This is a genomic window from Leptolyngbya sp. GB1-A1, assembly GCF_039962475.1.
Taxonomy (GTDB): Bacteria; Cyanobacteriota; Cyanobacteriia; order Elainellales; family Elainellaceae; genus Leptolyngbya_A.
On sequence record NZ_JAMPLI010000018.1, the window covers coordinates 1 to 15,140 of the forward strand.

The 15,140-nt window shown below is 51.9% G+C and carries 7 protein-coding genes; 3 read left to right on the top strand and 4 right to left on the bottom strand.

Going from position 1 to position 15,140, the window contains the following annotated elements; all coding sequences use genetic code 11:
- Positions 1–336 precede the first annotated feature (336 nt).
- Entirely contained in the window at positions 337–4,068 is a 3,732-nt protein-coding gene (gene smc / locus NDI45_RS17085; protein WP_190790750.1) for a chromosome segregation protein SMC, read from the top strand.
- A gap of 171 nt (positions 4,069–4,239) precedes the next feature.
- Positions 4,240–5,220, top strand: a complete 981-nt coding sequence (locus tag NDI45_RS17090; RefSeq protein WP_190790749.1) for a PRC-barrel domain-containing protein — start codon at positions 4,240–4,242, stop codon at positions 5,218–5,220.
- Between the two features lie 184 nt (positions 5,221–5,404).
- Here the strand turns inward: NDI45_RS17090 and kaiC are convergent, their stop codons facing one another.
- The 3 genes from kaiC to NDI45_RS17105 form a co-directional block, all read right to left on the bottom strand.
- Positions 5,405–6,985: a circadian clock protein KaiC gene (gene kaiC / locus NDI45_RS17095; protein WP_348248053.1), complete on the bottom strand. Its 1,581-nt coding sequence runs from the start codon at positions 6,983–6,985 to the stop codon at positions 5,405–5,407.
- A 367-nt stretch (positions 6,986–7,352) separates the two neighbouring features.
- Complete coding sequence (gene kaiB / locus NDI45_RS17100) at positions 7,353–7,688, bottom strand: circadian clock protein KaiB (RefSeq protein WP_190789742.1); 336 nt, start codon at positions 7,686–7,688, stop codon at positions 7,353–7,355.
- Between the two features lie 195 nt (positions 7,689–7,883).
- On the bottom strand, positions 7,884–8,756 hold the full coding sequence (locus NDI45_RS17105) for a circadian clock protein KaiA (RefSeq protein WP_190789743.1): 873 nt from the start codon (positions 8,754–8,756) through the stop codon (positions 7,884–7,886).
- A gap of 640 nt (positions 8,757–9,396) precedes the next feature.
- Between NDI45_RS17105 and NDI45_RS17110 the strand changes: the two genes are divergently transcribed.
- Positions 9,397–12,966 carry a hybrid sensor histidine kinase/response regulator gene (locus tag NDI45_RS17110; protein ID WP_348248054.1) on the top strand — a complete coding sequence of 1,190 codons (3,570 nt, stop codon included), beginning with the start codon at positions 9,397–9,399 and terminating at the stop codon, positions 12,964–12,966.
- A 133-nt stretch (positions 12,967–13,099) separates the two neighbouring features.
- On the opposite strand, the gene ftsH4 is transcribed toward NDI45_RS17110, so the two are convergent.
- The gene (gene ftsH4, locus NDI45_RS17115; protein ID WP_190789745.1) at positions 13,100–15,001 is read right to left on the bottom strand and encodes an ATP-dependent zinc metalloprotease FtsH4; all 1,902 of its coding nucleotides are present in this window, start codon (positions 14,999–15,001) and stop codon (positions 13,100–13,102) included.
- Between the last annotated feature and the right edge of the window lie 139 nt (positions 15,002–15,140).

Here is a 15,140-nt window from a genome sequence, read left to right on the forward strand (position 1 = left end):
CACGAGCGTAATGCTCACAACTTCCCGCTTGACCTGGCTGCGGGTGAGGCTGCTCCTGTTGCAGTCACCGCTCCCGCTATCCACGGTTAAGCTCTCGCTGCTTAGCAATCAAGGCACTCTCCTCAAGGAGGGTGTCTTTTTGCATTTGATTTTTACATTTGAGGAAAGACTTTCAGTGACGATCGCCTAAATCCTATAACTTATCCAGAATTCTTTTATTTTTTCGGTGCAGATTCTGAATTTGCCGCTATGATTCCCTCTTAGTTTGCATTGTTCTGTTGCGAATTTCGCCCAGAGCGATTAGTATATCCGTACTTAACCTTCTGACTTTACGACGTGTATATCAAGCGCGTTGAGTTATCCCACTTCAAGTCCTTTGGCGGCACAACAGGAGTTCCCCTGCTGCCGGGGTTTACCGTGATTTCGGGTCCAAATGGCTCTGGGAAATCAAATATTCTAGATGCCCTGCTGTTTGCGCTCGGTTTATCTAGCTCTAAGGGAATGCGGGCAGAGCGACTGCCCGATCTGGTGAACCAGAGCCAGATGGGACGCGGTAGGTCGATGGTTGAGGCAAGTGTAACGGTCACGTTTGCCCTGGATGAGACAGAATGGGAAAGCGACGATCGAGAGGACAACGGTGCAGATGAACCCTCTAGTAGCGATGTTGAAAATCCTTTCACCCAGCCTGATTCCTCCGAAGAGGAAATTGTAGCAACTCATCCCTTCCAAAACGGTCACTCTACAGGTCACTCCACCAACGGTAAAACGTCAGAGCATTACGTTTCCAATGGTCATCTTCGGGAATGGAGCGTTACCCGTAAGCTGCGTGTTACTCAGCAAGGAACCTATACCTCTAGCTATGCAATTAACGGGCTGCCCTGCACCCTAACTGAACTACACGAACAGCTTCACAAGTTCAGAATTTATCCCGAAGGCTACAACGTTGTTCTACAGGGAGACGTTACCAGCATTATCTCGATGAATCCGCGGGAACGGCGGGAAATTATTGATGAGCTGGCGGGGGTTGCTGCCTTCGATCGCAAAATCGTTCAGGCAAAAGACAAGCTGGATGCAGTCAAGGAACGCGAAGAGAAATTTCGAATTGTAGAACGAGAGCTAATGGCGCAGCGCGATCGGCTCTCCCAGGATCGCATCAAGGCTGAGAAATATCAGCGGCTCAAAGCTGACTTGCAACTCAAGTCCCAATGGGAGGCTGTGTTAGTCTGGCAGGCTCAAGTACGGCAGGCAGGCCATCTTCAGGCACAAATTACCGCAGGCGATCGTACCCAAGCAGAACTCCAAACACAGATTGCAGAGTTCGTACAGCAAATTCAGGTTGCCGTTCATGAACTCGATCGGTTGAATACGCGGGTTAAAGCACTCGGAGAAGACGAGCTTCTGGCACTCCAGGCAACCTTGGCAACTCGTGAGGCAGAGCTAAGACAGCTACAGCGGCAAGAACAAAATCTGCTGGACTCTAGTAAGGAAATTGCTGCAAATCTGGAGCGGACGCAGCGGGAGATTCAGGAGCAGATTGGTGCGCTGGAGCAGGTGACGCAAGAGAAGAACAGGCTTGAAACGCAAGCGCTCGTCTCTTTGCAGTCGGACTATCATCAGGCGCAGCAGTCCCTTGAAGCCAGTCGGGAAGCAGCAAGTGCGATCGCGTCCGCGTCAGAAGCTTGGGTTCAGGAGCAGACCGCTCTCCGACACGGCATTGAAGCAATTCTGCAAACCCTCGAGCCCCAACGCACCGAGCAAGCCCGTCTCCAAGAACGAGTCACCCAGCTTCGCCAGAAAATTGCAGAACAGACAGCGACACTGGGAACGATCGCCGAAGAAATTGCGGCAAAGCAAGCCGAACGAATTGAAGCAGAAAATCAGCTGGCCTACTTTAAACAGCAGGTAGACACCTTTGATCTGTACCATGCTAGGGCAGAACGAGAACTGCAAACCCAGCAGGAAACCCAGGCTCGGCTCCTGAAAGAACAGCGAGACAAGCAGCGACAGCTCGACAAGCTAGAAGCGCAGATTCAGGCAGTTCGCGAAACCCAGGGAACGGGCACCACGCAAATGCTCCTGGAGGCTGGGTTGCCGGGAATTTGCGGCGTAGTCGCACAGCTTGGACGGGTTGATCCGCAGTATCAGCTTGCGTTGGAGATTGCGGCAGGCGGACGATTAGCCCAATTGGTCGTCGAAGATGATGGAGTGGCAGCGGCTGGAATTGCGCTGCTGAAACAAAAGCGAGGCGGACGAGCCACGTTTCTGCCGCTTAACAAAATTAAGCCACCTCAGTTCGATCCGATCTCAGCCTGGAAACGCCCCAATGGGTTTATTGACTACGCCAGCAATTTGATTGAATGCGACGATCGCTACCGAGATGTGTTTGCCTACGTGTTCGGCAGCACTGTTGTCTTTCAAACCCTGGAAGCTGCCCGTCGTCACCTGGGACAGTACCGCATCGTGACGCTGGACGGAGAACTGCTGGAGCCGAGCGGCGCGATGACCGGGGGAAGCCTTCAGTCTCAGCGTGGCTCACTTCACTTTGGCACAGTGGAACCTGCGGAATCGGTGGAAGTGTTGGCACTACGCGATCGGCTGCGTGAAATTGACCGGATTCTCGATCGGTGTCAGCAGGCGATCGACCAAGAAAATCGCCATGTGCGACAGCAGGCTCAGGCATTGCAGGAAGCCCGTCAGCAGCATCGCGAAACCCAGCTTCAGGCAGAGCAACTCCAGCATCAGCTCGCCCATGCCGTCGCGCAGGAAGGACAGTTGCGGACGCAAATCTCTCACTTCACCCAGGAGCTAACGACCGCCCAGGAGCGACTGCACCATCTGGAGCAGAACATTCCTCAGCAGGAAACTGAGCTGAATCAGCAGCGACAAGTCCTGGCAGAGCTAGAGCAATCCCAAACCCACAGCGAATGGCAGCAGATGCAGGCAACCATTCGATCGAAAGAGGCAGCGTTGAGCGATCGTCAGCTGGCTCTCCAGGCAGCAATGCAGCGACTCCAGGAGCTAGAGACCCAGCGACAGCGAATTCAAGAAAAGACCAATCAGCTTCGACAGCGACTGCAGGAATGCCGGACACAACAAGCTTCTCAGCTCAATCAGCGATCGACTCTCAGTAGCCAGCAGTTCTCGCTGCGCGATCAAATTACAGAGGTGCAAACTGCCTTATCAACCCTAGACCAAACCCTTTCCGCCGAAAAGCAAGAGCGCGATCGCGCAGAGCGACAGCTTCGGGAACAGCAAAACCAGCAGCAGCAGCTTGAGTGGCAGGGGCAAAAACTGCACGAAACCCAGCAAAACCGTCGTCAGGAACTCGTCGCGCTTCAGGAACAGATTGAAGCCCAGCGTGCCGAATTGCCCGATCCTTTGCCGGAGATCCCTGAAACGATTGCGGACCTGACTGCCCTGCAACATGAACTGCGCTCGATGCAAAAGCGGCTTCAGGCAATGGAACCTGTCAATATGCTGGCGCTGGAAGAATACGATCGCACCCAGGCGCGGCTGGAAGAGCTGAGTCAAAAGCTGGCAACGCTGGATGAAGAGCGTACCGAACTGCTGCTGCGGATCGAGAACTTTACAACCCTGCGGCAGCGAGCCTTTAAAGAGGCATTTGATGTGGTAAATCAAAACTTTCAGGTCATCTTTGCGGAGCTGTCCGACGGGGACGGCTATTTGCAGCTCGACAATCCGCAGGATCCCTTTGCGAGCGGGCTAAATCTGGTCGCGCATCCGAAGGGTAAGCCTGTGCAGCGCTTAGCTTCAATGTCGGGAGGCGAGAAATCGCTCACAGCCCTGAGCTTTATTTTTGCGCTGCAACGCTATCGCCCTTCGCCTTTTTACGCTTTTGATGAAGTTGATATGTTCCTGGATGGAGCAAACGTCGAACGATTATCAAAAATGATTAAGCATCAAGCGCAGCAGGCACAATTTATCGTGGTCAGTCTGCGACGACCGATGATTGAGTCGGCTCAGCGGACGATCGGCGTAACTCAGGCAAGGGGTGCCTACACCCAGGTTTTAGGCATCGATCTACAGGCTCAACCCGCTTCGAGCTAGGTCAACAAAAGTAACCAGCGTCCGCTATAGTGGAATAACTTGTTTGGGGCTAGTCCACAGATTTTGGAGATTGATTCTAATCTTGATTAATATTGATATCTAACGGTATCTTTATTAGATTTATTCAAACTGAACGAATACCAAACGCGGTTTCGGGATTGGGACGCGCAAATGAATTTTGAACAACAGTATTGCCAACGGTCTGACCTGATTGGAACACAGTTGATTACTCGCGATGGCGGGAAACGGCTGGGGGTGGTCAGTCAGCTTTGGGTTGATGTCGATAGCCGGGAAGTGGTGGCGATCGGGATTCGTGAAAGTCTGCTGTCTGGGGTAGTGTCCTCGGTACAGCAAACAGTGTTGCTGAGCAGTATCAGCCAGATTGGGGATGTGCTGCTGGTGGAAGATGACGATGTGATCGAAGACGATTTCAACACCGAGGCATATAGCAAGCTGATTAATAGCGAAGTCATCACCGAGACAGGAGAGATGCTGGGCAAGGTGCGCGGCTTTAAGTTTGACAAGCGCGATGGTCGCGTTGAGTCGATCGTAATTGCCACCTTTGGGCTACCTCAGATCCCCGATCAGTTGGTTAGCACCTACGAGCTGTCAATGGATGAGGTGGTTAGCAGTGGACCCGATCGTCTGATTGTGTTTGAGGGAGCAGAAGAGAAACTCAGTCAACTCACAGTGGGTCTACTGGAGCGGATTGGTATTGCCAGACCTGCCTGGGCGAGAGACGAAGACGATGCTTACGTGACGCCCACGGCTGCCGTCAATCAGCTTCCTTCTGGGATTCGTACGCCCGTTGAGCCACTGCAAGTCAGAACGCCTGTCGCTGAAGAAACCTGGGACGAAGACAACTGGAGCGAAGCGCAACCCCGCCGCCAGCTAAAAGAGCTACGCCAACCCGAGCCTGTGTATCTCGAAGAGGAAGATAACTGGGGCGGCAAGCAGCAGCAGTATGCCGAAGTCGAGTATCAAGAGATTCCTGTCGATCGCCCAGAATATCGCCAGATGGAGTACGCGACTCCCGATGAGGATCTGACAAAGGATGCTTGGGCAGATGACGAAAACCCACAGCCTGCTCCTCCGGTGAATCTTCCTGAACGGAGACGAGTTGTGGAATACGAGGAAGAGACGGATTATTAGATTTCGAGGGAATCTCCGATCAAGTCATCGCTCCTGTTGATCCTGTAGGGCGGTTTAAAAACTGCCCTTGCGACTATTTCAACCTGATATTTCAGTCTGATGAATAGGAAGCCCCGGTAATCCAGAGTCTCTATATCTCTATAAATTAATAAATTACAAGATAAAGTAAAAGCGTTTCGCTGCCTTAGCGTTCCGGTGTGCCTTCGTCCGATTTTTCCTGGAAGCTGCGGACGATGCGCGACAGCTCGTTTTTCTCATCTATACTCACTCGGCTGGGCGAGCCGCTAATAATCCGCTCGAAGTTGCGGAAGGAATCCTTGATTTCTGGACCTCGATCGCTAATCACATATTCACGGATGCCTTTATCGTGCCAGGAGCCGCGCATCTTAAAGACGTTGATTGCCCGCGCCATTTCGCCGCGAATCTCGACGTATTGCAGCAGAATGATCGTGTCGGTAATGGTAGAAATATGGGAATCGGTAATTGAGTGCGCTCCCATAAACTGATCAGAGGTGTTGGTGAAGAATCCGGTGATTTCCTCTTGCTTAGCAAATCCCGTTACACCAATCACAAATTGACGGAAGGCATTGTTGCTTACTCCCCGCGCTAGCGCAGAAAGGGAATCGATCGCAATGCGAGAAGGCTTAAACTCGGCGATCTCCGATTTGATGATCTGCAAATGATCTTCGAGTCCAGCAGATTCAGGATAGGCGCAGATAATTTTGAGTAAGCCGCGCTGCTCCAGATCCTCAAAGTCAATGCCCCACGAGTAGGCGTTGCGAGAAAGCTGAGCACGAGATTCTTCGTAGGCAAACAGCAGGGCACGTTCACCAATCCGGCAGGCGTTCTGAAGGAATTTGCTGACCAGCAGCGTTTTTCCGGTTCCCGTTGCCCCGGTTGCCAGAATGATTGAATCTTTGAAAAAGCCGCCACCGCACATTTCGTCCAGTGTTCTGACTCCAGACGAGACGCGCACATTCGACGATCGCTGCGTCAGGCGCATTGCCCCCAGCGGGAAAATATTAATGCCGTCATCGGTAATCGTGAAAGGATATTCCCCTTTCATGTGGGTTGTGCCGCGCAGCTTTAAAATTTCGATCGTTCGTCTGCGTCGTTCACCTTCCAGCACATTTCGCACGATCGCCACATTGTCTGACACAAACTCTTCCACGCCAAAACGAGCAACAGGTCCGTATTCCTCTACCCGTTCAGTCGTCATGATCGTCGTTGCGCCAACCTGCTTCAGGCGGGCAACCAAACGAAAGATTTCCCGACGAACCACGGATGCTGCGTCATACTGTTGGAACACTGAGGTGACTGAGTCGATCGACACCCGCCTTGCATTATATTTGCGGATCGCGTATTGAATTCGCTCGATTAATGCGGAAAGATCAAAATTGCCAATCACGTCCTGCCCTTCGGGATCGGGGGACGCATCGAGAATAAACAGCTTGCCTTCATCGATCAGCTTTTGCAGATCCCAACCAAAGCTAAAAGCGTTTTTGATAATGTCAGCAGGCGACTCTTCAAAGGTGACAAAAATTCCGGGCTGGTCAAAATAAATAATGCCGCTGTAGAGAAACTGGACTGCAAATAGCGTTTTCCCTGTTCCCGATGTGCCGCTCACAAGCGTTGTTCTGCCCGCAGGCAACCCCCCATGACTAATATCATCAAAGCCTTCAATCATGGTACGGATTTTCTGAACCCCTAACAGGGTTTGACCATTTTGACTGCTAAGCTGTCCATCCTGATTAATCTGGGTCATGGGTTAACGTAGCCTTCACCTAAAATCAATTTGTTAAAAGAGACAAGTTTGAAAATATAGCAAATAAATGGAAAAGGGTTTGGTAATGTTCTCCATCGCGTTTGAAAATTTACTGCGCTGTGCCCTTGGTCAGGCAGCATGATTTCCTGCTAGAACTTATGCTTACGCAGCGTGACTTGACTGCTACGGTGTTACTGGTTGCGTGGTTATTTATTGCTTTTAATTACTGATTGCTTGGTGACTGATTGCTTTAAGTTGCTTAAAAGGTGGGATTCTCAGCAGTCGAGATTAAAACAGTTTCATCACAACTCCTTTGTAATATCATGCCTGTCAGAAAAATTCAGTCATTACTAATTACCCCATCGCCTTATTCCGGTTCCTCGATCGATTCAATTTCGGTTTCTTCCTCCTGAAGCTCATCGTAGAGCAAGTCTAGCCCAATCAAAACTCGCTCTCGATCGGAGAGGTCGCCAATAATTTTCCGCACCGGAGGCGGCAGAATTTTTGCCAGGGTAGGAGTGGCTAGAATCTTATCTTCTTCAGCAAGCTGAGGATTTTTAAGAACATCGATTACTTTAAGTGCGTACACCCCCTGAAACTCTTTTTCCAGGATATTGTTCAGCGTTCTTAACGCTCGTACCGAGTTGGGTGTATTGCCTGCAACATAAAGCTTCAGAATGTAAGTTTTTTTAAGGGGACTCATGGAGCATAGAGAGGGGTGGTTGCCTTAGCTGAATGCTTTAACCAAGCAATCAAGGCGTATTGCGAATGAATTCACCACAAAGATACCATCATACTCAGCCTGTTTTGATTCAGCAATGCAGGCTTTTGTGGGCAGTTTGCCTTCGTCTCTAGCCCTGCTCAAGTTTGCAGGAACCCTTCAAGAACTGTCTCTTGGCTAGGATTCTCTCGGAATTGAGCGGCGATACATTTCACAGAGATGGGCGATCGTGTCAATGAGTGTGAGCCGATAATCCAGCAAAACTTCGTCGCTGCGCCCCTCGATCTTAAGATGCTTGGAAAACTCGTCCATTAAATCCATGTGGATCTCAACGATCTGCGAAACAGGGACATCAGCGAAGAAGGCGACATTCACAAAGTTGTCGATTTGCTCGTTGAGCGACGGCTCATTCAGAAAGTAAATTAGGATAATTTCCCGATATTCTGCCTTGAGCTGCCGAAGCAGGTCATCCCGCTGCTCTAGCGCCATGTGACGCAGAAAGTTTTGGGGATTGCGCTTGTAGTAAACTCCCAGGTAACCCAGTCGCTCTTTAAGTTTTTCGGCGAGACGAAGCTGCTGTTCCATCAGGGATTTGTGGGTTGCGAGAGCCTCAATCGCAGTCGCGGTCACTGGCATACCTGACTCAGCGCTACCCGGAGAAAGCTGAATAAATTTGCTGATTGCCTGGTCGATTGCTAGCCCAAGCTGTCCGAGTTGCTGGACACTGAGCTGTCGCACTGCAGCGTGATAAGTAAACTGGCAATCGCTCAAGGGTCGCTCAGGTTCAGGCTGAATGATGACTGTGGGTAGAAAAATAGCTTCTCGATTGAGCTGGTCGAGCAAGACTTGCAGCGTTGGGTTCGCCTGAAGCAGCAGGCAGTCTACATGATTGGACTGAACAAAATTGAATAGATCTGCTGTATCGGTGAAAGCATTCAAGGCATAGTCAACTATCCCTTGGTCACCAGAAGCAGACTGCTTTAAGGCTTCAGACAGCTTCTGAACAACGGCTGTGGCAGCAAGAATCCCGATCGAGAGAAGTGAACGCAAGGCTAGGCGACCCGTGGAAGACAAATACCTGAGCCATACGACCTGGATCGCAGTCTGGACAACAACCTGAACAACAGAAGAAACCAGAGGGAAAGCCAGAGTCGTTTATTGTTTGTCAGTCAATCAGTTCAAACAAGCTCAAACAAGCAATCCAAGCAAAAATATCAGTCATGCTTAGAATACTTAACATTCATTGTAGTTGAAAAAGCCGTTGGTTCAGTCCTTCTGCCGTCATAATTGAGGTACGCTCTCCAGATGTCCTTCCAGCAGATTAGGAGGTTGCGATCGAGTTCCTGATCCACCCTTCCCTCGTCTACCCTGACTCGATTACCCGATCGGATTGGTTTTGCTCTCACTGTTCGCTTCATTCGTTGAAATGCAGTCAATCTGAGCTTTTCTTCGGCTGATTAAGTTTTGATCACCCCTGTTACCTGTCGCGCTTTTATTCCTACTGTTTCGCTCGATCTTGGCATACGCTGTCGTGTGACGACTTCTACGATCGCCTTTCAAAACCGCTTCCACGCTTTGCTTTTGTTCTGCCTTTTATTTCCGCTGTTCTGCCTTTTATTTCCGCAAGCCTGTTCCTTGAGCTGTCCCATGCGCCACAGCTTGTCTCTTGAACCTTTCCCGGCATGAATTCATGGCTACTGTTCGTCTCAAGAAGTTTTTAGTTTCTGTTCCAGCGATCGCCGTGACGAATTCTGTTGCCCAGGCGTGGGAGATTTTTCGTCAGCGTGGCTGTGAACAAATTGTGGTGCTGGACCAGCAGAGCTATCCGATCGGCGTGCTGCGGCTTTTGCGGCTTTTGCCCTATTTGCCCCCCGGGGTGTCTCCCCAGTTCTCTAAAGCGGGAATTCGATCGGGAATTCGATCAGCCGATCAGCAGCAGGAGACAAACTCGCCCGCACCGACACCTGCACCGACAGAAGCTCAGCAGAGCATTTATCAGCTTTGTCAAACTGCCCTGCAACAGGGACAGATGCTTTTGGAAGATTTAACCCTACTGCCAGCTGATCAGCAAGTCAATCAGCTCCAGCCCCATCTGGGTCAGATTCATCAGCAGCATTGGGGCATGCTGGACGCGAATCACCACTTTGTCGGCTTAGTCGATCGCCTCAGTCTTCTGCAATTTCTCTCGCACCAGACCCCTCCGCTCAGCGTTGAAACGGTTCGCGAGCCAAAGCGTGAGTCAAAAGCCGGCAAAACCCAACAGGCATCAAAAAAGCGTGCCTCTGCAAAAGAGGTGAAGACGGTCGAAGAACAGTGGCAAGCCTCGGGTACAGCGTCGCGTCATTCCTTAGCTGGAAAACCCACAGATGGAAAACCGGCAGCCCAAAAGTCCGTTCCCCTACAACCGTCTGCTGCCCCCGATCCGCTGGTCGAACTGTTAGAACGCTTGCCCATTCCCCTGATGCTGCAAACCGCTGCCGGCCAGGTGATCGCGCAAAATTTGGCATGGCGACAGCAAATCGGCGAACTGCGTGACCCCCATCAGGTGCAGTGCGAGGCAGCCCTGGCTCTAGAATCTGCTGAGCGGCACGCGGTGCTTTCAGTTGAGACCGGATCTGCCACCGCTGAGAAAATGCCTGCCAGCGTTCCTCCACGCCTTGACGCTCCTGCTGTGGAACGACAAAGCAACCGCGACTGGGAAAACTGGAACGCAACCGCTAGCCAAATTTCTCCAGAAGCCGACGCTACAGGTCTTTGCCGGATTGGCACAACGCCCGATGCTTGCGTTTGCCTGTGCCCGATGAAAAACGGTCAGGAGCGGATCTGGCAGTTTATGAAAGTGTCGATGGGAACCACAAGCCAGCCTTCGGCTACGTCGCCGTTTTCCAGCAGGGTAAATGACGCTGTTTCTCACTGGGAATTGGAATCTCAGGCAGATTGGCTGCCCCAGTTTAAACTGGCAACCTTGAGTTTTAATCCTGACCCGAATTGGTATTGCCTGCACCAAACTGAATCCCTTTGGCTGGTGCTGGCACAGGACATCACCGAACAGCAGCAGGTGGCCAAGGAACTCGCCGCCAAAAATGCAGACCTGGTGCAGTTAAACCGCCTGAAGGATGAATTTCTCGCCTGCATTAGCCACGAATTGAAAACACCGCTGACGGCAGTTTTGGGCTTATCCAGTCTGCTTAAGGAGCAGGCACTCGGCGCGTTGAACGATCGCCAGGCACGCTACACCCAGTTAATCCACCAGAGCGGTCGGCATTTGATTCAAATCGTCAACAACATTCTCGACTTGACTCGGATTGAAACCGGACAGCTTGACTTGCTGCCAGAACCCGTGGCGATCGAAGAAGTGTGCCGTCGTGCCTACGAGCAAGCCTGTCAGCTCCAAATGGTTGAGCAACACACCGACTCTGCCTTGCCTCACCATCCCCCGGTGCGCTTTACCCTGAACATCCAGCCTGATTTGCACAATTTGATAGCGGACGAGCTGCGGCTGCGGCAAATGCTCACCAATCTGCTCACAAACGCGATTAAATTTACCCCGCTGGAGGGTGAACTGGGGCTGCGGGTTGAAACCTGGGAAGGCTGGATTGCGTTTACGATCTGGGACACCGGAATTGGGATTCCAGCAGAGAAGCAGCATCTCATTTTCCAGAAGTTTCAGCAGCTTGAAAGCCCGATGACGCGTCGATTTGAGGGAACGGGGCTGGGCTTAGTCCTGACGCAGCGACTTGCCAGGCTGCATGGTGGCGATGTCACCTTTACTTCCCAGGAAGGTCGCGGCAGTGAGTTCACGCTGCTGTTGCCGCCTAGCCCGCCGCAGGTCATGTCGCATTTTCGATCGCCCGCATTAAACCAGGCGGGGCATCGCAATCGGATAGCGATCGTGATTGAGGCAGACACGCTTGCGGTTGAGGGGTTGACGCACCAGTTAATGGGCTTGGGCTACCGGGCAGCCATTGCCCGATCGGGAACAGAAGCCCTGGAAAAAATCCGACGGCTCCAGCCGGGCATCATCTTCCTGAATCCAATTTTGCCGCTGCTGTCTGGGTGGGACGTGCTGACACTTCTCAAAACCGACCCCGAAACGCAGCATATTCCCGTCGTCGTCACCACAATGCGGGTGGAAAAAGATTTGGCGTATCAGAATGGAGCCGATGGCTTTTTGAGTCTGCCTGTGCAGGTCACAGCTTTGCAGGCTTGCCTCGATCGGCTGATCAAAAGAACACCCATTGCGATAGAACGATCGCAGTCCAACCTGACGGTTCTCTACCTGAATCCAGCGCAGGGGCAACAGCCCACCCATCTCGCCAACCAGCTTCATCAGCAGCAGTGCCGGGTGCTAGAAGTTGAGGATCTGGATCAGGCAGATTTACTGGCACGAGTCTGGAAGCCCGATGTCCTGCTCTTAGACCAGAATATTGCTGATCCGGCAAGCACATTGCATCAGTTGAGCCAGTCTTCTTGTCTGGCAAACTTGCCCTTGGTCACACTAACGGTAAAAGCAACAGAAGCAGCCAATCACATTCCGGCACTGCGAGTGTTCCCCTGTCTATCTGGGGCGTGGGACAGCCCAGAGGAACAGCTTCACTGCCCGCTCCAGGATTTGCTGCAAGTGATCCAGATGGCGGCAGGAATGAACTGGACGCCCCATGTGCTTATTGTTGACTATAGCCAACTTGCAGCCAATCCTGCTGTAGCCCAGAGCAGTTCCCTTGCGGAGACGCTTGCTTTGCAGTTCCCCGAAGGGAGCATCGCTTCTGGTTCTCTCAAGCCGCAGCAGGAGTCAACAGAGGCAATCGGTAGAGCTGAGGTGAACGTGCCAAAATTGCCCCATACCCCCCAGGCGATCGCTCAGTATCTTCAAATGGCAGGACTACAGAGTACCGTCGCTCAATCCTGGGCGGATGTCCTGCATCAGCTTCAGCATCACAGCGTCAATCTACTTTTGTTTTGCGTTTATCCCGGTCATACTCCAGCACAACTGCCTGAGATGGCGAACGAACTCGCCCAAATGCCAGGAAAGCCTCCGATTCTGGTTTGGAACCCGCAACCCATTTCCCTAGGAGGAGAACAACCCGTCCCTGACGCAGCAAGCCTCTTCGCCGAGCAACAGCAGTTCGTCGCGTTCTGGCAATCGTTTGTTTTGCAGTTGTCTAAAGAAGGAATCGCAACCGAAGTCTTGCCGGATGGCATCCCCATTTCTAAACTGCTCGATCGCCTTCAGCAAATTTTGTGTCACCCGATCCAGTGACGAAACTAAATGCATAAAAATAAATACGCAAAATAAATACACAAAAATAAGGGGCAAGAAATGGTTTGTGTACCACTCATCGCCCCTTTAATTCATTCGGTTAATTCCGAAGGCTTAGCGAAGCCATCAAGAACTAGTGGGCTGCTGCCATCTGATCTGCTTGAGCGACTTCGATCACTTCGGCGTCGATCGACTTCACCTGACTCAGCAGTTGCGTCAACGATTCCCCTTCGATCACTTCGGTTTCAATCAGCTTGATCGCGATCGTTTCCAGCAAATCTCGATTAGTTCTCAAAAGGGTGAGAGCCGTTTCGTGGGCACGATCGACAATGCCTTTCACTTCTTGATCGATCGCCTCTGCGGTTTGGGCACTGACCATCCGACGCGGATTCGTATCACCACCAAGGAAGGTATTCTGCTGTCCTTGCTGATACGCGAGTGGACCCAGAACTTTGCTCATACCGTAGGTTGTCACCATACGCTCTGCCAGATCGGTTGCCCGTTGCAGGTCATTGGAGGCTCCGGTCGTGATGCTGCCAAACACCACTTCTTCTGCCGATCGCCCGCCCAACAGCGTAGTAATTTCGCCCTGAAGCTCAGCTTCGCTCATCAGAAAACGGTCTTCGGTCGGGAGTTGAAGCGTATAGCCCAGAGCTGCCATGCCACGAGGCACGATCGAAATCTTCTCGACTCGACCCGATCCGGGCATCACTGACCCTACCATGGCATGTCCAACTTCGTGGTAGGCAACGATCTTTTTCTCTTTCTCGTTAAGGACGCGACTCTTTTTCTCCAGACCTGCCACAACGCGCTCGATCGCTTCAGCAAAATCTTCTTGAGCCACTGCCTGACGGTTATTTCGGGCTGCCAGCAGTGCAGCTTCATTGACCAGGTTTGCCAAATCTGCTCCAGCGAATCCGGGAGTGCGGGTAGCAATCACCTTCAGATCCACATCGGGACCCAGCTTCACATCCTTAGAGTGAATGTTGAGAATTGCCAATCTTCCCTGTAAGTCGGGGCGATCGACCAAGACCTGACGATCGAAGCGACCAGGGCGCAACAGCGCCGGATCGAGGGTTTCAGGACGGTTGGTGGCTGCCAGTACGATCACGGTCCGGTCGCCTGCGGCAAAGCCATCCATTTCAGTGAGCAACTGGTTCAGGGTTTGCTCGCGCTCGTCGTTGCCGCCGTAAAAGCCGTTGCTGGCACGAGATTTACCGATCGCATCCAGCTCATCAATAAAGATAATGCAGGGAGCCTGCTTTTTCGCCTGTTCAAACAGGTCGCGCACGCGAGAAGACCCAACGCCTACAAACAGTTCCACAAACTCCGAACCCGAAATGCTGAAGAATGGAACTCCTGCTTCTCCGGCAACCGCCTTTGCTAACAGCGTTTTCCCGGTTCCGGGAGGACCAACCAGCAGCACCCCTTTCGGAATCCGTGCGCCGAGTTGGGTGAATCGCTGCGGACTTTTCAGAAAATCAACAATTTCAACCAGCTCAGTTTTAGACTCTTCCACCCCTGCAACATCTGCAAAAGTGACTTTATCCGCTTCGCCTTCGACATAAACCTTGGCACGGCTCTTACCGATCGACAACACACCCTGCTGTCCACCACTGCCGCGACTGATGAAGAACTGCCAGATTGCCACAAAGATCAGCGGTGGAACCACCCAGCTTAGGACACTGCCAATCCAGTTATTTTTGGGCGGAGGTGCAGCCGCAAACTCAACGCCGTTGTCTTCCAGCAGCTTGGGCAATTCCAGGTCGAAAATCGGTGTGGTTTCCAGAACTTGCCCAGCGGTGTCATTATCCGCTTTGAGCTGATAGCGAATTTCGTTTTGCCCGACAGAAACCCGTGTCACCTCCTGATCCTGCACCTGATGAATAAACAGGCTATAGGGCACGCGGGGAACCTGCGAACCGAATAGATTCGGCAAAAAGATGTTTGCCAGCAGGAACAGCCCTGAGACAAGCAGCAAAATATTGCTTATCTGGCGGAAACGGGAGGGCTGAGGTTGATTTTTTATCGCCATTTGTACAGCGTTTCCTTTCTTATAGGTTTAGTGGGCTAAATGAGAATTTTTCTGGCGATCGATCCGGTGCAGCGTACTGCCAATCGCAAAAACACATCCTCAAAAGAATAGCCCTGTCTCAGAATGAGCATCCTGCCCC

Bases quoted from the DNA above. Each gene is read 5' to 3' on its own strand.
- kaiC (WP_348248053.1), bottom strand. From the start codon at position 6,985: ATGACCCAGATTAATCAGGATGGACAGCTTAGCAGTCAAAATGGTCAA.
- ftsH4 (WP_190789745.1), bottom strand. From the start codon at position 15,001: ATGGCGATAAAAAATCAACCTCAGCCCTCCCGTTTCCGCCAGATAAGC.
- kaiB (WP_190789742.1), bottom strand. From the start codon at position 7,688: ATGAGTCCCCTTAAAAAAACTTACATTCTGAAGCTTTATGTTGCAGGC.
- NDI45_RS17090 (WP_190790749.1), top strand. From the start codon at position 4,240: ATGAATTTTGAACAACAGTATTGCCAACGGTCTGACCTGATTGGAACA.
- NDI45_RS17110 (WP_348248054.1), top strand. From the start codon at position 9,397: ATGGCTACTGTTCGTCTCAAGAAGTTTTTAGTTTCTGTTCCAGCGATC.